Genomic DNA, 25,339 nt, shown 5'->3' with positions numbered 1-25,339 from the left:
CTGTTTGTTGACTGTTTGTTGATGGTTTGTTGTGAGGATGTTGATGGTTTGTTGTGAGGATGTTGATGGTTTATTGACTGTTTGTTGATGGTTTGCTGCATACTTACTGCATTGTTGCTGCATTAATGAAAAAATAGCACGACTCATTTTACGGTTTTGGAGGTAGCAAGATGTGTTTTCCAAGGTGCAAAACTCCGTTTTGAACATTGGAATCATTCGCAAAGCTCATTAACTCTTGTTTTTTCTTACCAGAAAAAATGAATTACTGCTCGATTTCATCTTGCAGAATTTAAAAAGAAAATAAAAAAATGATTGGAAAAATAACTACAGGATCAGACTTTAAAGGTTTGCTTGAATATCTTTTTAAGGAAGATGCTCAAGTTCTGGATCAATCTATATTTGCTGAAACAATTAATGGAATGACAAAAGAGTTTATGTTGGTGTCAGATCAACACTCGAAAGTTGAAAAACCCGTTAAACATTTTGTTCTTTCATTTTCAAAAGATGATGAGAAAATACTTGATAATGAAAAGCTTGTTGAAATAACCAATGATTATTTAAAAGCAATGGGATTTGGTAATAATCAACATGTGGCAATTCGTCATAATGACACAGATAAATTGCACATTCACATTGCTGTTAATCGGATAGATCGTGATTTAAAATGCGTACCGGATTCATTTGAGAAAATGAAAAGCCGAACAATTTTAAAAGAACTTGAAAAACAATACAATCTAGAAGTAACAGCTGAAGCCGGTAAAGGAAAAGAACCATTGGAAAAAAGCATTTTCAATTTAAAATCCAATAGTCTGAAAACGGTTCAATACATTTCCAATAAAGAGTTTACGAAAGCAGGGAAGTCAAAACTTTCGAAGGATATTTATCGGGAGTTAAAATCGGGAAGGCACACCAATTTTGAAGAATTCCAGGATTCGCTGAAAGGAAAAGGAATAGACTTGAACTTTAAAAATAAGGGAAATGTTGTTGTTTTTACTTTTGATGGAGTGAATATCAACGGAGGAGAGCTTTATAAAAAATTAAGCAAACACCACATTGAACAGGAGTTTAGATTGCATATTTTGTCTGATTTAAGGACTTGCATTAAGACTGCATTAGGACAAAACAAATCCGGAAGAGAAGAGTTCTTTAAAACACTTGAGAATTTGGGCGTTCAGATACAAATGAATTCATCAAAAAAAGGCTATTCATTTTCCTATGCCGGACAATCATTTAAGGCAAGTGCTGTAAATAGAAATCTGACTCTATCCAAGATTGATAATACTTTGGAAAAACGCATTCAAGAAAATGCGAAAGATCATATAAAGAAGGTGATTTATCAATTCTCGAAAGCGAAAGGATCTGAAAATTTTTCTGACTTTTTAGATAAGAATGATATAGCATTTCACGAAAGAACAAAAGGAGAAGCTAAATTTCTATATAATGATATTGTTGTGCTTGAGAATGAATTAAAAGGAGTTGATTTGGCTAAATCAAGATCAATAAATTTTGTACACAATATGGTTTGTGAAGCAATAGATTGTTCTAATAATATCGATGATTTTCATGAATATCTTGAGTCGAAGTCAATTGTAGCAGAAATCGGTGAAAATAAATTTATTTACAAGTATGATGGCTTTGATTTTGATTTAGGAACAGAAAGCTTTATCAATTTTATTGAATCGAAATTTCCACTAGATATGTTATCAAATTTACCAGAGCAAAAATCAGATGCATCTATTCCTCTGCATATTGGTAATAGTCAGATAGGTGAGAAATCCGATGAAGAAGAGGAAGAAATTAAACGTAAAAATGCAAGTATAGGAATGGAGATTTGAATCTCTCATAATATGATGTTAAATTTAGATTGGTGAAAGAAATTGCAAGCTGAGTTTCAGCGTAAGTTTATTGAAGAGAGGTTAAAATAAAATCTAAAATAAAATGAGATTAAAAGAATTAATAGAAAAGTACAATTGGAAGGACGTAAAAGATGTTTTACTATCACAGTATCCTGATCAGCATAAGAGTTTAGAAGGATATGAACATGTGCTCAACAAACTTAAACATACGACTCCAAAAGAAAACAATTTCGAAATAGTACTTCAAACTATTAAGGAAGAAGGTGAAGAGTCTTATGTACACGTTAATGCAACGGATTTAAGTTCGGAATCAACAGATAAATTTTCCGGATCCTGGAGTTTGATGGGTACGCCTTGGAATGAGTGGTTGTTTATGCCAATAAGCAAAGAAAGCATGGGCAATTTCACCGAAATTGAAATACTCGCTCACTGTTTATGGGAGATGACATATTGTGGTTTCGAAGAAGAAAGTATTCAAGAGTTTAATGACAAATTAGATGATGAAATGGATAAGCTCGAAAGCTTGACAGAAGACGAGATAAAAGAGAAATACAGCACTTTTGATGAGATAAAGGAAAAGTATAATTATCCTAAGGATGATAACAATTCTGACAACAAATAGAATAAAACGATCCTGTCAATTCAATAAGTATTACTCTCCGCCAACACCAGATGCACCATCACTACCAGACTTGCCATCTATTATGGAAGTTATGGCATTGATTATTTATGCAAACCATTAAAACACAAACAAATGATCGAATTATCTAATGAAATGTATATCACCAAAGATGTTTACAGAGCCTTGGTTGATTATGGAAATATACTTGTAGTTGATCTGCTTCGAAAAGCAATTAACCTGGAAGAAAAGGAAGATGATGATGGTGAGAAATATTATACGATTCGGGAAGAGTTTGAAACATTAGCTTTTCAAGACGGACAATCTCAGAATCGTTATTTTGAAGAGTTAACTCAGTTGACAACTGACTATTTAAAAAATCTGAAAGATTCTGATAGAACAGCTCTATGCTTTCGTTTGCTTGAGGATGAAAAATATTACAATAAACTTATAGAATATGTTGAGGAAGAAGATTCTGATACTATGGCACAACTTGATCAGAAAATCGGAAGAGAAATGTCCAGACTTTTGTGTCAAGAAGACAAGAAAGAACTGATGGAGTGGTGCAAGGAATTTCTGATGGATCTGATTTCAACTTTCTCGACTGAATTTGATTTTTCTTTAATCGATGACAGCTTAAAAGATGATTTAGAATATAAGTTGAATGAATATAGGAATCCGGTATTTATAAATTTTCTGATAAAATAAATTATTTAAAATGGCTATTTTATTCTTGGTTGCAAGCTTCTTTTGTGATCTGGACAATAATAGTTTAATTCATTGGATTTCTCTTTTTATGTATGAAAATAGGAACCATTAATAGCCCTTTTATAGCAAAAAGGAAACTTGGCACATTTGACAGGCTAGTATTGTTTTTGAATTGATTAATATTGTTAATTAAATTAATACAAGCAATATGAAAATTAAAAATCTATTTTTGATAACTATTTTGGCCTTAAGTTGTGCTTCCTGCGCATCCTCTGTTTTCTATCAAGTGTACAATGTTGAGTCAATTAATAAAAGTGACGCAGACGATAAGGGCCTGCTTTTTGAAGATGAAAATTGTAGTATTCGTTATAATTTATGGGGTGAGTATGGTGATATGGGATACGAATTTTATAATAAAACGGATCAGAATATTTATCTTGATCTAAGCGAGAGTTTTTTTATTGTTAACGGTGTTGCGCATGATTATTTCCAGAATCGTATTTTCAGTAATTCGGCAAGTCAAGGCGTTTCGGTAAAAAATACTGCGACTACTGTAACTTCTGTTGCTAGTATTTTTCAAACGACTCCTGTAATTGTTGCATCTTCCGGCACATCAGGAGCAACATCAGGTTATTCTGTTTCCAGAAGAGAGGAGAAAATTATCTGTATTCCAGCCAAAACATCCAAATTCCTAGGAGAATTTAAAATAAATCATACGTTGCTTCGTGATTGTGATTTGCTTAAATATCCTAAGCGAAAAGAAGTGATGCCAAAATCATTTGACATCTCTGATAGTCCATTGGTTTTTTCGAATAGATTTCTTTATATGGTTGGCGATTCAAACGAGAAAGTGAAATTAGAAAACAAATTTTACGTTGAAGAAATAACCAATTATCCGGAAGATGAGATGTTTGAAATGAGATATGAAGAATATTGTGATGAAAGGAGTTTCTCTAAAGTACTATTTCATAAATTTGTTTCCCCTAAAACATTTTATATCAAGTACACCAAGGGAGTAGATACTTGGGAGCATTAAAGTTAATATACTACACTGTCTTACAAAGTGTGTAAATAGCCGTAGCGATTTCGTTACGGCTATTTTTTTAGACACTATTTCTTAGAACTCTTTGTTGCAGCACTTGTTGCTCTTGCGGCAAAACTACCTTTACTAACTGTTCCTCCTGAAGCTTTAGCTGTTGAAGATTGAATTCTAGCAGCTGCTGGTGTTGACATTTTTGTTTTTCCCATTTCCTTAAGTTTAAAAAATTGTTACAGATACTCTTAATTAATTACCATTCCTGCTTGATTCATAAACATCACTGTTAGGATTTAATTGATCAGCATGGTTGTCAAGGTCTGCTTGAGTGTAATCGTAATCTGAATCTAAAGACATAATTTTTAGTATTAATTGTTAGTACTTATTTTAATTATGACTCGAATATAGAAACAAATGATTGTCACACTTCATGAAAAGGAAAACTGGTATTATTTTCGGGAAAAGTGGTTGTGTAATTCATCAAAAACAGGTTTGAAACTTCTGGATACTTTAAATACTAAATCGTTATTTGTTGTAATTGTTTCATCTGATTTAGAAAATTCTTTGATAAAGTTAAGGTTTAGAAGAGTTGATCCGGAAATTTTAATAAACTCTTTATCTTGAATTTGATGATCCTGAATGAAACCTTTAATAGTTGAATTTAATCTAAAGCATACGTTTTTAAAAAGTAGAGCAATATTGTTTTTTGGAAGATCTTTCTGAATTACGCTTGTGTCAGAAGTTATTGCAATAATATCAGCTGAGCAGATTGGTTTCTCAACAGGTGCTTGTTGCGTATCGTAAACATTAAACAGCTTTAATACAAGTGATGTAGCATGGATTTCTGACAGAAGGTTTAATAATTCACTCTTGTTCACAGGCTTGTCTAAAAATCCTGAGGTAAGTTGATTGTTCTGGAATAAAATGTTTCCTCTTTTCTCGTATCCAGATATAAATACGATCTGAACTTCAGGATATTTTGCTTTGATTTTTTTGGCTATTACGTCACCACGAACTGTCATTTCAATATCAAGAAGATAAAGGTTAAAATCATCATAGCTACTGTTTTGTAAATCATCCAATAGTTTAGAGGAATTCGTTTCAATTTTAGTTCTGGAAACTAATGGACTTTGCTTACAATACTTTTCAATTGATTTAGCTATTGTTTCTTCATCATCAACGATTACAATATTGAACATCTATCTTACTTTTTTAAAAGTTTAACAATCAGCTTACATTCATACCTGCCATTTTTTTCTTCGGATGAGATCTCGAACATGTTCTGATAATATAGAGAAAGCCTCTCTTTAATGTTATTGATACCCATACCTCCTGGCGAAGACGAATCATGAATTGTTTTAGACTGATATATTGGATTGGAAACCTTATACAACATATAGTCATCATCAGCCATTTTTATATCAATTGATATTGTATTGTTATCAGCAGATAAATAGCTGTGTTTGAAAGCGTTTTCCAGTAATTCAGTTAGAATACAACAACAAATATTGTACTTTATATAGGGCTTAACATTGTCATTAAGAGTGTATTTTATTTCGCAATTATTCTCAGATCTGATTTTCACAAACCTCATAAATACCTTTAAATGCTTCAATTCTTCGAATAAATTGGAGCTAATATTATTGGTTGCATAGGTCAGGTGCTCGAGTAAAGGTTTTATTAAATCTATAGACTGAATTGTATTTTGATTGGCGGTAACAATATTATTTAGGCGTTCTTCCGCATTTTCTGACTCTTCCGCATCTTCTGCAAAACTTTTTATAATTCCCAGACAATTTTTTACGAAGTGCATGTTTCCTCTTTTTTGAAGAAGTTCTGCTTCTTGCCTATTGATTTTCTCTAATAGGTGATTACATGAGTTTTTAGTCTCATTTAAATTCTTTTGTTGTTGGATGTTCTTGTGTATTGAAATCCCCAAAGCTGTTCCTAATAGTGCCGTAGTACCCAGTAATATTTTTTCTTTTTTGTTCATGAAAAATTCAAATTATCTACTTTAGTTTTTCTACACCTGCCTATACTTCTTAAAATTCGCTGCTCCCTCGAATCTTTTTTGTGTATTTTATCCCTATTATTAGGAAGATGAACAATTAGTTATTAGCATAGACAACTATTAGCGCTATGATGATAAATAATACAATTAAAAAGGTCTTTGCGTTTGATAGTCCTTCATCATTATCATCAGTATTTCTTTCAGTATGATCCTGTGTGAGGACTGGAGCTTCAATATCTATGTGAGATTTATCCATAATCTTAGATGACTCTTTCTCCTTAAAATTCACATATTTATTCTCTAGGAATGTAAATAAGCCGTCAAGTGTTTTAGCCGATTCAGGAACAATATTTTCATCTACTAGAAATGCATATTCAGTTTTCCCATCTACTTTTAAGGCCAATACAGAATCATCAGCAAAGCCATGCTTAAACATTCTAGATTCTGTTTTAGTGTCTATAAGTAAGGTGTTGTGATCAACTAATTCCCAGATTCCTTTTTCCACCTTTCCATTTCAGGAGATCAAAAGTTGATTGTCTTTAGGCCGAAAAATAAAAACCGTTTTTTCAGTCAAACTCTCATCTATAACGGTCCAATGGTGATTGGTAAGAAGAGATGAACTATCCAATTTCTTACTGTAAGAAAGTAGCTTTGGAATTAGATTGGAAAAGTATGTTTTCATGTTTATTTCAATTACAAAATTCTATATCTCTTGATACTTCTTAAAATTTTCCGCCTGCTCAAAAATTTCCTTATACACTTCGTCACGATCGACAGGAGGGTAGTCGTTCTCAGCTAATAGGATGATTAAGCCAACCTTTAGTTCGGCTTTAATATCGTCTCGTTTGCTCCAGTCTGTGTATTTGGCTTTGTCGTCTACAACGTCTTTTACCTTTTTTGCTAATTCGATCAATTTGTCTTCAGGATAATTGAAGTCGTATTTATGAGCCAGAGCTTTTAAAATGTCGTAGAAGGCTTTTTCTTCGAAGTCAATACCCATTTCATTGAAAGATTCTTTTTCCTTTCTCAGAGCATGATAGAGGTCGATAATTTCGTCGGTGAAATCCTCTAAGACTTCACTTCGCAACACATCATCTTCGTTTCGTTCATTGTATTTACTTACCAAATCAGACATTTTTTTAGAAAAGTCTATTCCCTTAATTTTGTTAACCTTTTTAAAATCCTGAATGGCTTTGGCCAGTAATTGCTGTAACAACTTAATTTTTGTGTTCGGGAGTTTTATCTTTTCAATTTTGGCCAGATAATCATCCTCGAAAATATCAGTTTGGCTTTCATTCTTATCACCAAGTTTGAAAATCTCTTCAACACCATCACTTAATAGTGCTTCCTTAATCATTTCACGAACCTTGGCATTCATCTGTGCTGTGTCGGGAGCATTTCCTTTGGTTAGTTTAAAAACAATGGATCGCACGGCCATATAAAAGTGAATGTGGTCCCGTTCAATCTCGTCCAGCTTTTCACTACCAGAGCAAATATCGTAAGCCGCTTTTAGTCGCTTCACTAAATACATGAATCGTTTTTCAATTTCCTGAGTGATTTGCACATATTCAGCTGCCATATTCAGAGCATTCAATTGCTCTAAAGTCGATCCTTTAAAATATTTTGAGGTATCAAACTTGTAAAAGATTTTGGCAAGAAGATCCAAGTGATCTTTAACTACAACAACCGATTGTTCAATATCTTCGAAATTCTGACTGTCGGCTTTGTTGTAATGTGCCAATGCCAGGTTCATTTGCTTTTTAATGCCAATGTAATCGACAACCAAGCCCTTGTTTTTACCTTCGAATTTTCTGTTAACACGAGAAATGGTTTGAATCAGGTTGTGTCGCTGAATGGGTTTATCGATGTAAATGGTATCCAAAAAAGGAACATCGAAACCGGTTAGCCACATGTCCACAACAATGGCAATTTTAAAGTTCGATTTACCATTTTTGAATTGTCGGTCCAGTTCTTTTCGGTACTCCTTACTTCCCAATAATTCATATAATTCTTTCGGGTCATCCTTACCACGAGTCATGATCATTTTTACACGCTCCATGGGTTTGATTTCCTTCTTTTCATTATCGGTTAATTGGCTTCCCGTTTCGCAGGTTAATACTTCGGCCCATTCAGGACGTAGCGAAATAACATTTTTGTAAAATTCATAGGCAATTTGTCTGCTGCTGCACACAAACATGGCTTTCCCTTTAACGGTAGAACCTTCGGTTACGCGTTTTTCGTAATGTTTTACGAAATCTTCGGCCAATGCTTTCAATCGATCCGGATCACCAATAATAGTATTCATATTGGTTGCAGCCTTCTTGCTTTCTTCTATCTGATAATCGTTAGCTCCTTCTTCGGCACATTCGCTGTAGTATTCCTCAATTTGCTGAAGTGCTGAATTGTTTAGCAATACTTTGGCTGCGCGACCTTCGTAAACAATTCGTACGGTAATTTCATCTTTTACCGATTCGGTCATGGTGTAGGCATCAACCACTTCACCGAATACATCCAAGGTTGCATCAACCGGAGTTCCGGTAAATCCAACGTAAGTTGCATTTGGCAAGGAGTCATGTAAATATTTTGCAAACCCATAGGTTTTTGTAACGCCATTTTCGGTAATTCGTAGTTTCTGGTCCAGGTTGGTTTGGCTACGATGCGCTTCGTCCGATATACAAATTACATTGGTCCTATCGGTTAGCAATTGAGTGTCTTCTGTAAACTTATGGATGGTAGTTAAAAATACACCTCCAGAGTTTCGTCCTTGTAGTTCCTTTCGTAAATCAGCACGACTTTCTACACTAATCACTTTATTGTCTCCAATGTAATTTTTGGCACTGGTGAATTGGCCAGACAGCTGATCGTCCAAGTCGGTTCGGTCCGTAATCAGAACAATGGTAGGACTCGCAAAGTACTTGCTTTTCATCAGCAAGCGAGTCAGGAAAAGCATGGTGAAACTTTTTCCGCAGCCAGTGGCTCCAAAATAGGTCCCACCTTTTCCATCACCATTCGGACGTTGGTGAATCTTGATGTTTTCGTACAGTTTTCTGGCTGCGTAGTATTGAGGATATCGGCAAAGAATTTTTTCGTCCTTTTTAGAGGCATCCGGCAGGTAAACAAAGTTGTGAATAATATCGCACAAGCGTTCCTTTTGAAACATCCCTTTAATCATCGAGAACATCGAGCTAATTCCGTCTACCTCTGTTTCGTTCCCTTCTATTTTGCGCCAGGCATAGAAAAATTCATAAGGAGCAAAAAAGGAACCGGCCTTGTTGTTTACACCATCGCTGATCACACAAAAGGCATTGTATTTAAACAGTTCAGGAATATCTCTATGATAACGAGTTGTTAGTTGTATGTACGCATCGTGAATTGTAGCTTCGGGACGAATGGCCGATTTGAATTCAAAAACCACCATTGGCAATCCATTGATGTACAAAATACCATCGGGAATGCGTTTTTGGTAGCCTTCAATCTCAAGTTGATTAACAATTTTGTAAATGTTCCGGTCCGATTTACGTTTATATTTTGCCTGCTTATCGGCAGCCATGGGCTCCTGATTTGTTACCAGAACATTATTTGCTGAAATAACAAGTGTGGGATAATCAATTAGCTGAATGTACAAATCCTTTTTACTTCGGTCCTCTCGTTTAAAAACAAATCCATCGCTCACCATTTTCATGATGGCTTTATTGCTCTCGTATAAATCAGAAGAGGGGAGTTTTTCCAGATCGCGAATAATCAAATCTACCTCCGAAACACTTAGCTCTTCTGCCATGTACTTTTGCAGTAAATAAGCTTTCAGATCTTCTTTTATCAGCACTTCTTCAGGAGCTCTTTTAATAGCTGCTCCCAAAACATGCGGTATATTCTCCTGCTCCAGGAGCTCAATAAAAGCTTGTTCCAGTTTTTCTTCGGTAAATTTCATCTCAATATCTTCTATTTGTACATTGATTTTACAAACTTGGACCAACTACTTGGTCATGATCACCTAGTTACTTTCTGAGTTTGGATTTATGGTCCATTCAATTGCTTCTAATCTTTTACTTACTTCAATAATTCGTCCCAATATTTCAGTGTCAGGTGGTAAAATGCCAAATACCAAGGCTTTGAAACTGTCATTGTAATTTGATTTTATCTGATCCCAAATTTTTGTTGGATTTTTGAAAATGAGAGCTTCTTTTGGATGAAACTGAAGCCAATTATTATTGTTTTTAAAACTTGTAATATCATCATTAGCCACTTTCAACAATAATTCATCAAATTGATTTGAATAGAAAAAATCATTTAAATCTGTATTTGATAGTATTTTATGAATGTCATAAGTATGTCTTATTTTATTGCCTAAATCAGTTATTGGATTTTCGGTATGTGAGAAACGAGCCAAACTCATAATTTTTTCACATAATGTTCTTTTTACATCCAATACCAATACCTCAAATGGCAATAGATTATAGGTTTTAGCCATTTCAATTTGTCCGGTATTTGCCATCATCTCATAAATGTAAGAGCAGACCATTTTTTTTAGGTATGGCTCGTGATGTCCCAACCAGGTTGCTTCTACAACAATAATATCTCTTACATGACCATATCCTTTTGTAAATACCTTATCGAATTGATGGGCAGTTTTTCGAATCATGCCCACTTTGTGTGTAATACCGTCGGTGTCCACTTCAGGAATAGAAGTAGATACGATTGTTGTAATTTGCTTTAATTTCTTTTTAAACTGAGTTGGATTTTGCTCTTCCGTTTTTAGAAGTACCAAATCAATATCCTCCGAAAATCGTTCGATTAAGCCAAAACATTTCGATAGAGCCGTGCCGCCCTTAAATATGACCTCTTTGCCTATTTCATTTGAGTAAATTGTTTGCAATGCAAGGCTTACCCAGTAATCTTTCTCAACAAAGATTTCAGGTAATTTTCTTTGTTGAGCAGTAACTCTTATGGCTTCAGTAAAAAGTGGTTTGTTTTCGTGTAGCTTCATAAAATGTTCCAGTTTTCTTTCGAGGGAAGTGTGTCATATGAAACCGATAACTTGTACTTACTTATTGGATTCAAGCTTGTTAATAAGTTTTCAGTTTTGTCTTTTTCACCAATTGTATCTAGCATGGCGCCAAGTAGAGCTCTTGTTGATGGAGGATACTTTAGTGCTAAGCGAACAATTGTATCTGTTCGCTCAGAAGAAAGCTTTTGTAAATGTATTTTTATCCGTTTACAGTTTGTGTCTGTTGTCGAATCCGGTATTTTTTTAATAAAGCGGATGGCATCCAATAACTGTAATAAAGGAATGTTTTCCTTGGTAATGGTGTTTTTTTGCTTGATAAAAGCAATTTTGTACATCCCTCTTTGTATAGCAGGCTTTGGCTCGTTACGACCAATTTGTATGGTGTTACTTACTTGAGTTGTTAAGCCTAATTGATTGTATATGCCATAACCTGTAAGATAACCAATTAGTTTATCGTTTTTCTCTAATAGATCTTTTGCAATTTGGTATTGATCTGGAGCAAGAGTGCCAAATACACTTGTTTCAGGTTTATAGAACTTACCTTTTACCAGTTTTGTTATTTTGCCTGAAGCAGCCATTCTATTCAAGCTTTTTATGATTGCTTCTTTTTTATTCACCTCTGTGATAAAATCATTGTAGGTGAAAACATATCCCCTGGGGAACTTGTCGATCTTAATCCTTATGTATTCAGATATTTTCACGTTTTGTTTGTTTTATCCAAAGATAATAAAATGTCCAGTTTTTTAATTAATAAACTGGACATTTTTAATTTCATTCCAGTTCTACTGTTGTTGCTTTTTTAAGATGTCAGGTTTTTTGCGCAAGAAACCTGACTCTACCACAACTCTTCCTTCTCTAATCTACTATTGTCAACATCCCTAACAACCGACTGAATGGAATAATCCAGGTATTCTTCAAAGAGTTTCCAGTTTCTATTTTTAGGCCATAGTTCATCATCTTCGCACCAATCAAAAAGAATCTCTTCTAAAAAAGACTCAAAATTATCTTTCAAATATTGCAAAGATTCTTCCGTAGAATCCATCTCCGGAATCAAATAGACATTGGCATCGTCATGTTTACCTAAAGCATCTGATGATAATGGATCTTCTGGAAAAATACTATTTACCCAATCCAATAAAGCTTGCTTGGGTCTTATGATTAAGGCATTTCTGTTTACTGTTTCGAACATCTTTTAGGAGTGTTTTTACTAACTATCTGTTAAAAGAGATTATTTAAGAAAATGCTTGTTGTATTTTCGGATTACTTCTATTCTATCTTTGTTGGAGTATTTATTAATCCAATCTGAGTGTAATTCAGGATAATCAATTAGTAATTTTGCTAGCCTCTGTTTGGAATTCATAACGTTTAAAAAGATTATTTTATCATTTTTTACCACAACAGGAAGATAGCTTGTGGTATAATCAATAGTAGCACAGAAATTGTAATATGAAATTCTTCCTTTAATTATTTCCCTGTAAAAGTTTTGTTTATCACCAGATAGAGAAACAAATTTTAATTCACCTTCTGTTGGACTTGAAATTATAAATGCATCAATTTGATGTGGCTTATATTTTGTTTTAACATCATCTTTTAAAATTGAAACTTTCTTTGTGAAATAATTTTGTTCTAATCTCTTTTTGAATCCTGTTTTAACAAAAATTTCACACCGGATAGTATCTTTTCCTGATATGACAGATCCTTTGAGTGTTTTAGATTTGGCAAAAGCAACCTGACTCATTAATGCGATTAATGCTATTAAAATTACCTTTCTTTTCGTGTTCATTATATGTTTGTATTTGTGTTAAAAAATTGACAAATCATTATTTTTTTTAGTTCTCATTTCTCTGAAACACTTCCAGCTCCCATTCTGCAATTGTCTGGTTCTTGTTTTCAGCTTCCATCCTTATTTTGTTGATGATATTGAGATAAACATTTATATCCGCTATTGTTGTCCAACTAATTGTCTCACCTTCTAGACCTTTGCTTTGAATAATTCTATCAACCGGACAATGCGGAGGCATTGCAATTTCGCCCAAACACCAATAATACTTCAGAATCAGATTTAGTAGCTTTTGACTGACACCAATATTCAACTTTCCATTATTTAATATTTCATGCCATTTTTCTGAAAATGCTATAATACCTTCTAAATTTAGGATATGAGATATTTCACAAACCGGTGTTTTATATTGAGGGATTATATGCTCTGACACAAATTTTTTAAGTGCAATCCTAAATATTGTCCGTTTTTCAGTTTCCACATTGGGTTTGTAAATGTTCGCCCGTTGAAATGCACCTCCAAAAGTGAGGATCCAAAATTCGTTGTAGAGAAAGCTTTGTTTTTGAGTATTCATTGAATACAATTTTAAATATAGACTATTTATTATTTAGCAGAAGTTGATTCTGCTTCTAGTGGTTCGTCTTTAGGAAATTCAACTCCCAGATATATAGCTATGTCTTTAATGTTTTCATCTTCGGAAGTGATCGCCATTTCCTTTAATGCTTCTTTAAAATCAAATGCTTCATCTTCACCAGCTTTTAAAATAATCTCAGGTAACTTATCCTTATTTTTGAAAATGAGATCTCTACAATATTGGTCCTTAAGCAGGAGAGTTGGTAGTATTCTTCGAAGTGATTCTTGCTTTTTATCAAGGGTTGAGAAATTAAATAACCAATTGCCAAAAAAAGTAAATAGGGGAAGGCTCATTTCTGCAGTTGATATAAAAACATCTCGTACATCATTAAATACTGCAACGAGTTTCCGGCCAGAGCTATCAATACTACTAACGATTTTATCCCAATTCTCTTTGTTTGGGATAGGGATATTACCGATAGCAATCTCTTTCAATGTGAATTTAAAAGCATTTATTGCATTTGTATTCCATTTATAATTTAACATCAGTGCCATTTCTACTTCGTAAGAACTTGGGCTTTTAAAATAATCTTTCCAAAGCTCTTCTGAAATTGAGTTTAAGTACTCAGTAAGAATTGCTCTGATATGGTCAATTAATGTATTATTTACCTCTAATGTTTGATCTATTAAATCTATGGATACATTTTCTTTAATATTTTCAACATTAACTCGCGTATGTGGCCAGCCATCTAACTTAGTGATAAGTGATTTGTGTGAAATTTCGGCAGAATCACATATAAACTGGAAATTTTTAAGAAGGGTGAGAATGTTTGCTTTTTGATTACCGTTATTGTTTTCGGTTAATTTTTTAGCAACTGATTTGTATAATGAGTACGCACTAAACAATTTTAACCCTATTAAATAGTCACTATAATTAATGTAAAAATTTATTTTGTTGGTTAATTTAATTACGTCATCTGTATCATTTGAGGAAAGAAGTGTATTGAAAATACTGGTATACGATGAATTAAAATTGTTCTGTTTCGCAATTCTCATTGCTAAAAGATCATAGTAAAAATCATCGTTCTTGGTTAAGGTATTAAAGTGTGTGTATATAGTACTATCAGGGATATCTACATCAAACTTATCAGATACTTCTTTATATTGTTTTATTAAAATCTTAAAATGCTCCAAAGTTCCTGAATTCGATTGAATATATTCTTTTATTTTGCCTCGATATAAATCTAATTCATAATCACCATAAATATAACGGACATAATTTATAGCCTTCAGTTCATCTATTTTTTTAGAAGCTAAGGACTCATCAAGCATGTTAGCATCTGTGACAACTTTATACTTTTTATATGAATGCTTAGCAGTTTCTATGAATGAGATAAAATCTTCAGTATCGGTTTCCTTAGGTTCTAATTCTTTGAGAAGATCAATATCATATTGTTTATCTTTAATTTGATTAATGAGTTCATTAATGCTATTGTAATAGTCGGTGGCATTGAATTTTTTGTTTGAATCAGTCATTACAGATATAATACTTCTAATGTATCCTAATTTATCTTTGATTCTGTTAAAAAGTACTTTCTGAAAATCTTTAATTTTTTGTGTATTGTTCTGAACTTCTTTTGATCTACGATAAATAAGTTCCCATATATCATTTTCCATTCCTTTCGTTGCATATGCTTCTGAATTAATATTGTTTAGCATCAGTATAGCATTTTCAATATTTGTTATATCTGGAATTATTGCTAACAGGATATCTTCAAACTCTTTAGTTTGACTGATAAGTTGAATCGTGTCTATTTCAGAGTTGCTTAATGCATCATTAAGTTTTTTTGAATAAACAACTTGAAGTGCATTATCCACTGGTATTTGATAGGTTAATGCAGTAACACATTTTTGCATTTCTTCATCACCGTCATAAATAAAAGATAAACCTTTTAGATAGGTTGGGGTTATAATCTCCTTCAGTGGGGTTTCCAATATTTTTGTTTTTCCAAGTATAAATAATGCAATGTACTTGTGGGGTATCGTTTCCTTTGTAAGGATTTTAATGGATACAAATTCATTAATAAAAGCAATAATACCTCTGGGTGTTATTGTTTCTGTAAGTGCGTCGTATATTTGTAGTACTTGTTTTAATTCAGGATCAATTTCGCCAAATGCATCATTCCATTTTTCTTTAAAGTAGTTTTTCCAGTTTGATAAAATGGGAAGAGAAACACGATAAATGACAGAAAAGGTTTTATTTATGTAATCATCACCATAACAGTCTTGATCTCCATTTTCCTTAAATGCAGTTCTGATGTGGGCTCTATCAAATGGAACAATAATATTAATGTTTTTGTAGTCTGTTTCGGCAAAAAATACGTGAATAGAGGACCAAAGTTCTTGTACTTTTAGACGTGGTAATCGATCCATGTTGTCAAAAACTAATACTAATCTATCATTACCAAGATCCTCCTCAATTTCTTTCATCCAGTCACGGAATTTCTTGACAGATGGCTCTTCTTCAGAGATGGTTTCGTAGGTGGTTTTTTCTATTTTATCTTTTTGGTAAATTTCAAAGAGCTTTTGCAGGGCAAGCTTATAACGCTCCTTTCGAGTTGTCTTTTCTTTTGGTAGTTTGTATAGAGTTCTAAAAAAGACCACCATCAGGAATAGCAAAGGAATAGCCACTATTAAAGTTTTCAAGTACGGGCTTTCAATCTTCTCTGTTAAAATTTTTAAGATTGGAGTAAAAACGACAACCAATACAGAAATAATTATTCCGATACTTAGACTAGGCTTAGCTGTGGTGTTTGTTTCTTTATTTTTTGCAAGCAGATTTTTTAGTTTATCTTTCCATTTATCTGATTCAAACTTTGAGAGTTTGGTGGTCAAATCTTCAGTTAACTCTTCAAGGATAGCGCGTCTTTGTATATCTTCCTGATGCCCCCAAGCATCATAAGTGAAAAAGTGAAAATTTTGGGTGTTTTCAGAATTTTCCACCTTTAGAAGATTCTCTACAATTATGACCAAGTTGCTTTTCCCAGTTCCCCAACCTCCATCTATGCCAATCATTTTACAAGAATTAGCTTTTAATTGATCAGCTATGGATGTGGCAATTGTTTGTTGCGATTGACCTTCGAATTGGTCTTTACCAATTGGACTGTTATTAAGGAATGTAGGGTAGCTAATTTCTTTTTTCATGATTGCGCTTATTCTATGTTTTATGCGATTAAAAAAACACTAAATTTTCATCTATTTAACCAATCTTGTAATTTCACAATAGTACTACTACCATTCTTTGCTGGATTTCTCACATAATATCCTTCTGAAATGGATGTGCCATCAGTGAATTTAGCATTCCCATTTTGGTACTCTATATATGGGTAAATTTGAAGATATTCAGAACCAGAAAAACTCGAATAATCACCTGATACTGGTAAAATAGCAATATCATCTTTGTATCTTTCTGCATCTCCTAAACCAAGTTCCCAATTGCACCATTTTGAACTAATTGCCCCTTCTGATGCAAGCAGTATAAATTTACTGTTTTCTTTGATTTTCTCCTTTATTCTCAAGGCAGTAACTCCACTTGTGTATTTTGGCATTCCATCATCCATCCAATCGACGTATACATTTACACCTTCTTTTTTAAGAAATGAAACGGCACCATCTAGAAGTTCTAATTCATCATGTTTGTGAGAAAGAAATACAGTTGTTTTTGATGACTTAGATTCAGATTTAAATTCCCTAAGACTAGCTTCTATATTAACAGCGTAATATCTTGTACTGTTTCTAAAACCTTTAAGTTTAGATTCAGAAAATAAACTCATATCTATTTAATTGTTTTAGTTGGGTTAAAATCACCGATTTTATCTCTCAATTCTATAGCTTTGTCATTGTATTTTGAAATATTTTTTATGAAATCTACCCATTTAACTGATTGGATATATGAACAATCTCCAGAATAAACATCTGACCCGTTACATGGTCTTTTGTTAGGCTCTTTTACATTAAACATGTTATCTCTCAAAATTTGAAAAAGAAAATCGGTCTTTAAGGTTCGACAATTGCACTCTTCATCTCTTGTTATGTAGTATTCATAACTTCCTGTTTCATCAGGTAATACCACAGCAATAACACCATTTGTTTTACTACGTACGTTTTTACGACTTTGCTCTTTTAAGGAATAGGATATTTCCCATGGAATCCATTGCTCATTTTCTGATGAAAGTGCCTCTTTCATCCCTTTTGAAACTAAAACAACTGTCACGCTACTATCAAATATTTTATCGCCTAATTTAGACGCAATAGTTGAATCCGCTAGAGATTCCATGCTCTCATCATCATCTTCTCCTTTGTAAATTTCATCATCTTTCTCTAGTTCTTCAGACAATTTATCGACATAATGTCGTGCTGTAGTTGTAACTTTGACTTTAGTAAGCATTCCAAAGACCTCTCTATCTTCATATACATCTAGGTCTTCAACTTTGGAGTCTGCATATTTGTATGAAACAAAAACTTTTCTTCCCATGGTCTTAAATTTTATTTAGTAATAGTTCTTTGAATAACATCGTATAAGCATAATCGTTAAGTAGACGTTCATCTTTCAGGTGAGTCTGCAAAAAATCTTCATAAACAATTTTTGTTGCAGCTCCAGTACTAGCAATTGGTAATAGTAATGCATCAGGATGATAATCTTTAAATATTTTATATTCATCCTCAATACCTTCCATGCCACCAATAAAAACTGCTGCCGCAAAATCATTTTCGGAAAACATTATATTCCGCATTAGCTCTACGCTCTCTTCAGGTTTCCCTAGGTTTTCCGTGAAAACAATATTTTTAAATTTGTTATTATCTTCTGGGAAAAGGTGTTCAAAGAATTTTGATTGATACAATTTGACATGTTCTTGAATATCTAGATCTAACTTTCCCATCACATAGTTAATTAGAGGTGTTATTGACGGATGGCCTCCCCAAATTAATCGATGGTCTGGTATTACTGTTGTTACCAATGCAATAACAGCATCTCGAATAGCAATGATATCTGCTGTATTTATATATTTCTGATGTCTTTCTTGAATAGGAATACTTGCCGAAAGAAAGATGTTTTTTAATTCGCTTGTAGCCATGATTCGAACTCCTGTTTTTTTATTGTTTTAACTTCTAAATATTTATTTAACCAATCTAAATGATTTATCCACTTATCTCTAATTCGCATATCATCATAGAGTAGATGAATACTTTCAACTTCAAATTCATTAATTTCCTTTTGCAACTCTGCAGATTGGTTACAGTTAATAGATTGTGGAATCCCGACTAATGGAATAAATATCCTTCGTTTATTTTCTCCTAAGTCTTCTGTGATAAATCTATGAGGTTGAAGATTAAGGTTTTTTCCTTTTTTCTTTCCTAAGTTTGTAAATTCTGTTATCAGATTATCTTGTCTTGATCTTAAATTTCTAGCACGAACAGATTCAACTTGTTCTATCAATTTTTCAACAAAAGTTTCCTGTAGTTTAGAAGTGCTATTATCATTAAATATTTTTAACTTAAAATCATCTTCAGTCAAATGAAAAGGAAAGCTTACGTGTGCTGTACTATCCAATGTATGACCAGGCCATACCAATTGAATAACACCAATTTGTTTTGCAGAGGCTTCTGCCAACTCTTCTTTACACCAATGACTATTCAAGAAGCCTTTGGTATTTAATAGAACTATTACATCACAGTCAGTCATCCTATGCCACAATTCGTCTTGAAAAGGTTCACCTTGTTTAATAGAGTGAGTATCTAGGAAAACATCAAAATTGTTTTTTTCCAATTCCTCATATAGCTGAATTGCGACTGATGAAGATTCACTTCTTTTATAACTTACAAATACTTTTCGAGTACTTCTTAAAAGTTTAAAAGCCTCTAATGCCAAATTGACGACCTTAATATCTTTAGTTACATCGTATAGCAGGCCATTTTGGTTAAAAAGTACCGGTGGAATATGTTTGGAGAATGAATTTTCTTCATAATAAATAGGAAGAATCATTCTGCCATCATTCAATAAGATATCAATAAGACTTAGACTTACGAATTCACTTTTTTCATCTCCAAAATAAATTGTAAATGCTGGTTGGTAGGATTTATATTCTCCATCGAAGTTTTCTTCGGTAATAACAGAGAATGCATCTTTTAGAAGGCTAAGTTCTTTAGTTTTTTCAAAGAAAAGGTTTAAAAATCGATCAAACAGATCTGTTTTTGTACCTATTAGTATTAATTGATATTTATATCTCATGTTAGATTATTTCTACTGATTTTATTTAATTATCTTCTCAACATCAGGAACTCTCACTTCCCCCGATATCAGCCTAGGCAAAAGAGTATCTCTTAGCTTGGTTAATTGAATATTGTTCATTTCATTTTGCTGCATTTTTGAAAAGAAACTGCTGCATTGTTTTTCAAAAACATCCAGTAGGATTGCATTTGAAAATAGGATCTTATGTGCTAATATTTTACTTGGTGCGGTATGTTTTACTGTTGTACCTGAGGCCGAACCAAGAATTTCATGTCGATATCTTGGAACACATAAACTATAGTACAAAAATGATTTATTAAGTTTTGTATTTTTAAATTCTACCTTCCCTAGTCGTTGATTATGAAGAAAGACATCGTTTTTAATTTCAGGTACAAATGCAGGAAACCCAAGTGTATCTCCTTCTTTACTTAGATCTGTCATAGTTATAATCAGATCATCCTTTTTTAGTATATAATCTTCTGGGATTTCACCTTTGTAATATTTGTATTTATCACTTTTAAAACCTCCACCAACTTTGACATTTCCCGGAGTTAATAGAATATTATCTGTTGGTTCAGCAGAAAAGAATTCTCCTTTAAATGCATAACCGTGCTTAACATTTATAAATGTTGACAATGGTTCTACTCTCCACCCCTTAGGAATCCACTTCTCCAACTCCTCACTATACTCAAATTCATCGGGAAAAAGTCTCTGAATTTCTTCCGGCAAAGCTTTTCTATCCTTGCCTAAAGCCTTGCGTTGTTCTGCTTTTGCTTGCAGTTCATCGGGTATTGGATTCCCTGCAGCTAGGGCATTATCAATTACCGGGTCAAAATCAATAAACCAGCTTTTAAACAGAGCTTGTGCCATTTGCTCCAAAGTTTGGTTCATTTGCCAGTTGAGTTCTATTTTGTCATCCAATGAACCAAGAATGTGGGCGATCCGTTTTTGTTCCTTAATATCAATGGGTAAGGAAAATTCATAAGTTTTCATTGCAGACTTATCTCCACGTGGCATCTTTGTGCCTTTTGCGGTAGTAACAGTGAACTCAATGAATCTTTCATCTGCCAATAAATGATAAAGGAATGATTGATCTAATACATGTTCATCTTTTGTTCTAAATACAATTACATCATTTGAAGCTCCACCATCAAAAGAGGCTTTCCAAACTTTACGAAAATAGGTTCGAATATTTGAGAATAATATATCCCCTTTTTTAAATTGGAGATACTTGTCCTGCTCAGGTAAACCTGAAGCTTGTTTAATACCACCTTTGTAAGGAAGCATATTTTCGGTAGAGATGTAGTTTTCAATATTTATTAAGTCAGAATCAACTTTTGTTGTCTGCATTTTGATAACATCATCCAATATATAATCTTTCCTCTTACTCTCCATACCCTATAACCTCCATGTTTTTACGAATCATAGCATCCAATTTTTCTGATTCCATCATTTGTTGGTAAAGAGTTGTGGTTAGTTCTGTCATTTTGGTTTCGAAAGGTATACCATCGTCTTCAATTTCGGCGGCTCCTACATAACGACCAGGTGTTAGCACGTAATCGTGTTTGGCAATTTCTTCTTTGTTGGCAGCTTTGCAGTATCCGGCTTTGTCTTCGTATTTGCCATCTTTTTCTTCACCTCTCCAAGCATGGTAGGTTCGGGTAATTTCAGCTAAATCTTCAACTGTCAACTCTTTATGGGTACGGTCAATCATTGTCCCCATGTTTCGGGCATCAATAAAAAGGGTTTCGCCTTTCCGGTTTCGGTAGCCATGCTCTTTATCTTCTTTTTTGTTTTTAGTTAAGAACCAAAGGCAAACCGGTATTTGTGTGGTGTAAAACAACTGGCCAGGTAGGGAAATCATGCAATCTACCAAATCGTTTTCTACAAATTTCTTTCGAATTTCACCTTCACCACTGGTGTTCGAACTCATAGAGCCATTGGCCAAAACAAAACCTGCTGTTCCGTTTTCCGATAGTTTCGAAAGCATGTGCATAATCCATGCGTAGTTGGCGTTACCAGTTGGAGGAGTCTCGTATCCATTCCAACGAGGATCAGCCGTCAATTCGCTTGCTGCTCTCCAGTCGCTTTGGTTAAAAGGAGGGTTTGCCATAATAAAATCAGCCTTTAAATCGGGGTGCTGATCCTTAAAAAAGGTATCGGCAGGTACATCACCTAAGTTGCCGGAAATACCACGAATGGCCAAATTCATTTTTGCCAACTTGTAGGTGGTTGCAGTATATTCTTGTCCGTAAATAGAAATGTCCTTAGTGTTCCCGTTGTGGCTCTCTACAAATTTGATGGATTGCACAAACATCCCTCCCGAACCGCAACAAGGATCGTAGATTTTTCCTTTGTAAGGCTCCAACATTTCTGCCAACAGATTTACAATACATTTAGGCGTGTAGAATTCTCCTCCGCCTTTTCCTTCGGCGGCTGCAAATTTCCCCAAAAAATATTCATACACACGGCCAACTACATCTTCTTCTTTATCGGCTATGGTATCTATGTTGTTTATGGTATCCAAAAGGGTAGAAAGCTTACTGCCATCCAATCCCAAACGTGAGAAATAGTTGTCAGGCAAAGCACCTTTCAATGTGGCATTGTTCTTTTCAATAGTAGATAAGGCTGTGTCTATTATAATGGCAATATCATCTTGCTTGGCATGATTGATTACATACGACCAACGAGCTTGTTCCGGTAAAAAGAAGACATTTTTCATGGTGTAGAATTCTACCATTTCCAGAAACTTTTCCTGTCCGTCAGCAATCAATTCTTTTCTTCGCTCTTCAAACTTATCACTGGCAAACTTCAGGAATATCAAACTCAACACAACATGTTTGTATTCCGACGACTCTACCGTTCCCCTCAATTTATTGGCCGAATCCCATAGGGTTTCTTCCATACTCTTTCCATTTCCGTTCTTTTTGGCCATCTATAATATCTTATTGTTTATTTTAATTTGGACTTTGCAAGGTAAGTAAATTGAAACAAAAAAGGCTCTGCCAAACCTGCCAAGTTTGCTCCAACTGAAAAATAATACAACATGATTTTAGAATATAAATATGAATTGTTTTGTGTTTCAATGTTTTGAGTGATTTATGGCACTGTCATAAGTTGTTGTGAGTATGGCATTGCCATATGCACCATACGATATGGTGAGTAAAGCATTTTCGATGGAAATTATGATATTAAATTGCTTCTTGTTTACTTTAGGTTTCGCTAAAAAATAAGAAAGAAAAAGGGATTTTTAATAAAGTAAATTTCAAGTTCAAAGCCAAGACTAAATAATGGCCCAAGCACGACAGGAAAACTTTCAGGTGATGGAAGAGGGAATAATCCTCCAAAAACAAGTACTAAGTAACTTTCTGAATAAGAATCACCCCAATCAACTTTAATGTTGTTGGTTTTTTTTTAGCTGTAATTGTAAAAACGATTGCCGACTCGTTTGCAGATTCCTTAATTGTTATTTATAAAGCTTTCAATCAGTTGCTTATGATGTGTTTTAGCCGATCGCAGACTTTTTTATTCCAAAGAAAAAATAAAAATGAGTTTCCTGAAATTAAGATGAGAAAGCTGGTGCGTATGGGATAGCCAGTAAGTATGGCTGTGCTGGCAAATATGGTGTTGCTGGCACAGCTGGTATCGTAGAAACAATAAATATAAGAAGCTCCACCTTGTTGAATAAAGGTATTTAGATACCTTTACATATAGAAAATATTGCGTTACTGAAGTTTCTCTAAAGATAAAACGACCAATTTTAAAAAACCAGAGAGATGGACGAGTGAACGCACCAGGATATGGTGTGTTCCCTTGTTTCGTTGTGCTGGTTTGGGGTGCTTGGTCGTACCTATCTTTGGCATAATGGAATAGGGGACATGCCTCTTTTTATTTTGGGATGGAAGTGACTTCTAACCCAAAATTATATGAAATCAATATCCTTAACAATCCACGAGAAATTATCTCACCTTTCTCAAGAACAAATCAATGAACTTTGTTGCAGATACGAAGCTGGAGAAAGCAATAAGAGTTTAATAAAAGAGTTTGAAATAGACACCTACAATTCGGGTTTGCTAAAACTATTACCTCCAAAAATTACAAGTGTGAATTGTGTTTACTGCACTAAACCACTTTGGGTACATAGGTCGAAACCAAGTTCTTATTCCAGAGATCCCTTTTGTCCTGAGTGTGGGCACAAAAACTCATGGACTTGCAAATGTGATAATTGTAAAGAGGCAGAACGCTTAGAACAGGAAAAAAGGACTCAAAAAGTTTTTGGCTTACTAAAGAGTCGGTTTGGTCCACCAAAGGCTAAAAGATTTTTGGCTGATATTAATAATGAGGAGTTGATTTACCTTTCTGCTTTTGTTAGAGCAGCCGATACGGAGAGTTCTTTTTCGGATATCAGTTTCCATAATAGTTCTTTTAAGTTGTCACCGAATAAGTATTTCGATCAAGAAATTATAAATTTTTTAATTACTGCTTCTCTTATATCCATGGTTTCCATACCTGAATATTATAACGAAACGATTGAATCAGAATCGGACTTAGATAATATCGATTTGTTTATCTGCCATTATACTTTGAATGTCGCTGATGATAGGTTGGATGAGACAGAAATATGGAAAAGTCTATATTATCCTCAATGTGGAAAGATATCAGAAGAACAGCTAAGGGAGGTTTGGAAAAAAATAGCATCGCACGAATGTTTGGAATATGTGATTTGTATGGTAGAAGATATTGGCATAAATTATTGGTATACCGATAAGCATTTAGAACATATTAGAGAAATACTGAAAAATTTCTCGGTCAGCCAGTTTTATTGTATGTTTTTTAGTTGCCTAAAAACAGGGACCTACAATCAAACGAAAAATCATTGGAGCGGAAGAGAGACCTTGCATAAAAGTGTAGTCTCTACTCTTAAGCAATCGGAAAGTGCAATAAGTAATGGTTGGAATGTTAGAAAATATAGCAGAAACAGAAATACAACACGTTCTACAATAAGTGAAGTTTTCTTTAATCTCTTTTTGCAAATTGATCAAGCTGGATTTTATGAGTGTCCTGCTACTTTTCAATTTAAAAATGATAATAGAGAGATTCCTAAGACTGATAAACAAGAAGAGGACAAAGAATTTAGGAGTATAAAGAATATTGTTGAAGGATTTGATGATTTACCTCCATTTGAATAGATATTTGGGAGTGATTTTAATAAAAGAAAAAAGCTATGTACAGTCTAGATGAATTACTTGAAGGTATAAATGACTCTAATGTTCATGATGAGTTATCATGGGGAGATTCTGTTGGTATAGAAGTGTGTTAATATATTTTAGGAACTATTTTAAATATGAATATTCAACTAGCTATAAACGTATTAAATTTAGTTTATGTGGTCGTATTATTTTTAGTGTATGAGAGTTGGTGTCAACAATATCAGTTAATTACACCTCGTGAGAATGAGTATT

At 33.7% G+C, this 25,339-nt stretch carries 22 protein-coding genes; 5 read left to right on the top strand and 17 right to left on the bottom strand.

Annotated features, from left to right (window positions below):
• Positions 1 to 308: 308 nt before the first annotated feature.
• The 4 genes from ACKU4N_RS19380 (at position 309) to ACKU4N_RS19365 (ending at position 4,219) form a co-directional block, all read left to right on the top strand.
• Positions 309 to 1,835 (top strand): relaxase/mobilization nuclease domain-containing protein, encoded by a 1,527-nt coding sequence (locus tag ACKU4N_RS19380; protein WP_321319251.1) that lies wholly within the window; start codon positions 309 to 311, stop codon positions 1,833 to 1,835.
• Between the two features lie 103 nt (positions 1,836 to 1,938).
• On the top strand, positions 1,939 to 2,478 hold the full coding sequence (locus tag ACKU4N_RS19375) for a DUF6557 family protein (RefSeq protein WP_321319249.1): 540 nt from the start codon (positions 1,939 to 1,941) through the stop codon (positions 2,476 to 2,478).
• Between the two features lie 132 nt (positions 2,479 to 2,610).
• Positions 2,611 to 3,183 carry a 2Fe-2S iron-sulfur cluster-binding family protein gene (locus ACKU4N_RS19370; protein WP_321319247.1) on the top strand — a complete coding sequence of 191 codons (573 nt, stop codon included), beginning with the start codon at positions 2,611 to 2,613 and terminating at the stop codon, positions 3,181 to 3,183.
• 208 nt (positions 3,184 to 3,391) lie between these two features.
• A complete protein-coding gene (locus tag ACKU4N_RS19365) occupies positions 3,392 to 4,219 on the top strand; it encodes a hypothetical protein (RefSeq protein ID WP_321319245.1) in 828 nt (275 codons plus the stop codon).
• A 74-nt stretch (positions 4,220 to 4,293) separates the two neighbouring features.
• On the opposite strand, the gene ACKU4N_RS19360 is transcribed toward ACKU4N_RS19365, so the two are convergent.
• The 17 genes from ACKU4N_RS19360 to ACKU4N_RS19280 form a co-directional block, all read right to left on the bottom strand.
• Positions 4,294 to 4,431, bottom strand: coding sequence for a hypothetical protein (locus ACKU4N_RS19360; protein ID WP_321319243.1), 138 nt, complete (start codon positions 4,429 to 4,431; stop codon positions 4,294 to 4,296).
• Between the two features lie 237 nt (positions 4,432 to 4,668).
• Positions 4,669 to 5,418: a LytR/AlgR family response regulator transcription factor gene (locus tag ACKU4N_RS19355; RefSeq protein ID WP_321319241.1), complete on the bottom strand. Its 750-nt coding sequence runs from the start codon at positions 5,416 to 5,418 to the stop codon at positions 4,669 to 4,671.
• Positions 5,419 to 5,423: 5 nt separating this feature from the next.
• Entirely contained in the window at positions 5,424 to 6,212 is a 789-nt protein-coding gene (locus tag ACKU4N_RS19350; RefSeq protein WP_321319239.1) for a LytS family sensor histidine kinase, read from the bottom strand.
• A 115-nt stretch (positions 6,213 to 6,327) separates the two neighbouring features.
• The gene (locus tag ACKU4N_RS19345; RefSeq protein WP_321319237.1) at positions 6,328 to 6,735 is read right to left on the bottom strand and encodes a hypothetical protein; all 408 of its coding nucleotides are present in this window, start codon (positions 6,733 to 6,735) and stop codon (positions 6,328 to 6,330) included.
• A 198-nt stretch (positions 6,736 to 6,933) separates the two neighbouring features.
• Positions 6,934 to 10,158, bottom strand: coding sequence for a type I restriction endonuclease subunit R (locus ACKU4N_RS19340; protein WP_321319235.1), 3,225 nt, complete (start codon positions 10,156 to 10,158; stop codon positions 6,934 to 6,936).
• Between the two features lie 63 nt (positions 10,159 to 10,221).
• On the bottom strand, positions 10,222 to 11,214 hold the full coding sequence (locus ACKU4N_RS19335) for a nucleotidyl transferase AbiEii/AbiGii toxin family protein (protein ID WP_321319233.1): 993 nt from the start codon (positions 11,212 to 11,214) through the stop codon (positions 10,222 to 10,224).
• On the bottom strand, positions 11,211 to 11,936 hold the full coding sequence (locus ACKU4N_RS19330) for a DUF6088 family protein (protein ID WP_321319229.1): 726 nt from the start codon (positions 11,934 to 11,936) through the stop codon (positions 11,211 to 11,213). Before ACKU4N_RS19330 ends, ACKU4N_RS19335 begins: the two co-directional genes overlap by 4 nt.
• Positions 11,937 to 12,070: 134 nt before the next feature.
• Positions 12,071 to 12,424, bottom strand: coding sequence for a hypothetical protein (locus tag ACKU4N_RS19325; protein WP_321319228.1), 354 nt, complete (start codon positions 12,422 to 12,424; stop codon positions 12,071 to 12,073).
• 39 nt (positions 12,425 to 12,463) lie between these two features.
• Positions 12,464 to 13,018, bottom strand: coding sequence for a hypothetical protein (locus ACKU4N_RS19320; protein ID WP_321319226.1), 555 nt, complete (start codon positions 13,016 to 13,018; stop codon positions 12,464 to 12,466).
• Positions 13,019 to 13,064: 46 nt separating this feature from the next.
• Positions 13,065 to 13,589 (bottom strand): hypothetical protein, encoded by a 525-nt coding sequence (locus ACKU4N_RS19315; RefSeq protein ID WP_321319225.1) that lies wholly within the window; start codon positions 13,587 to 13,589, stop codon positions 13,065 to 13,067.
• A 29-nt stretch (positions 13,590 to 13,618) separates the two neighbouring features.
• Entirely contained in the window at positions 13,619 to 16,792 is a 3,174-nt protein-coding gene (locus ACKU4N_RS19310) for a P-loop NTPase fold protein (protein ID WP_321319223.1), read from the bottom strand.
• 47 nt (positions 16,793 to 16,839) lie between these two features.
• On the bottom strand, positions 16,840 to 17,421 hold the full coding sequence (locus ACKU4N_RS19305; protein WP_321319221.1) for a toll/interleukin-1 receptor domain-containing protein: 582 nt from the start codon (positions 17,419 to 17,421) through the stop codon (positions 16,840 to 16,842).
• Between the two features lie 2 nt (positions 17,422 to 17,423).
• Positions 17,424 to 18,122: a TIR domain-containing protein gene (locus tag ACKU4N_RS19300; RefSeq protein ID WP_321319218.1), complete on the bottom strand. Its 699-nt coding sequence runs from the start codon at positions 18,120 to 18,122 to the stop codon at positions 17,424 to 17,426.
• 4 nt (positions 18,123 to 18,126) lie between these two features.
• Positions 18,127 to 18,723: a Thoeris type III anti-phage system protein ThcA gene (locus ACKU4N_RS19295; protein ID WP_321319216.1), complete on the bottom strand. Its 597-nt coding sequence runs from the start codon at positions 18,721 to 18,723 to the stop codon at positions 18,127 to 18,129.
• Positions 18,705 to 19,877 carry a Thoeris type III anti-phage system protein ThcB4 gene (locus ACKU4N_RS19290; RefSeq protein WP_321319214.1) on the bottom strand — a complete coding sequence of 391 codons (1,173 nt, stop codon included), beginning with the start codon at positions 19,875 to 19,877 and terminating at the stop codon, positions 18,705 to 18,707. Before ACKU4N_RS19290 ends, ACKU4N_RS19295 begins: the two co-directional genes overlap by 19 nt.
• A gap of 21 nt (positions 19,878 to 19,898) precedes the next feature.
• A complete protein-coding gene (locus tag ACKU4N_RS19285; RefSeq protein ID WP_321319211.1) occupies positions 19,899 to 21,272 on the bottom strand; it encodes a restriction endonuclease subunit S in 1,374 nt (457 codons plus the stop codon).
• Positions 21,262 to 22,812, bottom strand: coding sequence for a type I restriction-modification system subunit M (locus tag ACKU4N_RS19280; protein ID WP_321319209.1), 1,551 nt, complete (start codon positions 22,810 to 22,812; stop codon positions 21,262 to 21,264). The genes ACKU4N_RS19285 and ACKU4N_RS19280 overlap by 11 nt, the downstream gene beginning before the upstream one ends.
• A gap of 991 nt (positions 22,813 to 23,803) precedes the next feature.
• Here ACKU4N_RS19280 and ACKU4N_RS19275 point away from each other — a divergent pair.
• The gene (locus tag ACKU4N_RS19275) at positions 23,804 to 25,066 is read left to right on the top strand and encodes a hypothetical protein (RefSeq protein WP_321319207.1); all 1,263 of its coding nucleotides are present in this window, start codon (positions 23,804 to 23,806) and stop codon (positions 25,064 to 25,066) included.
• Positions 25,067 to 25,339 lie beyond the last annotated feature (273 nt).

This window comes from Labilibaculum sp. (assembly GCF_963664555.1).
Lineage (GTDB): Bacteria > Bacteroidota > Bacteroidia > Bacteroidales > Marinifilaceae > Labilibaculum.
This window is presented reverse-complemented; position numbering and strand designations above follow the sequence as displayed.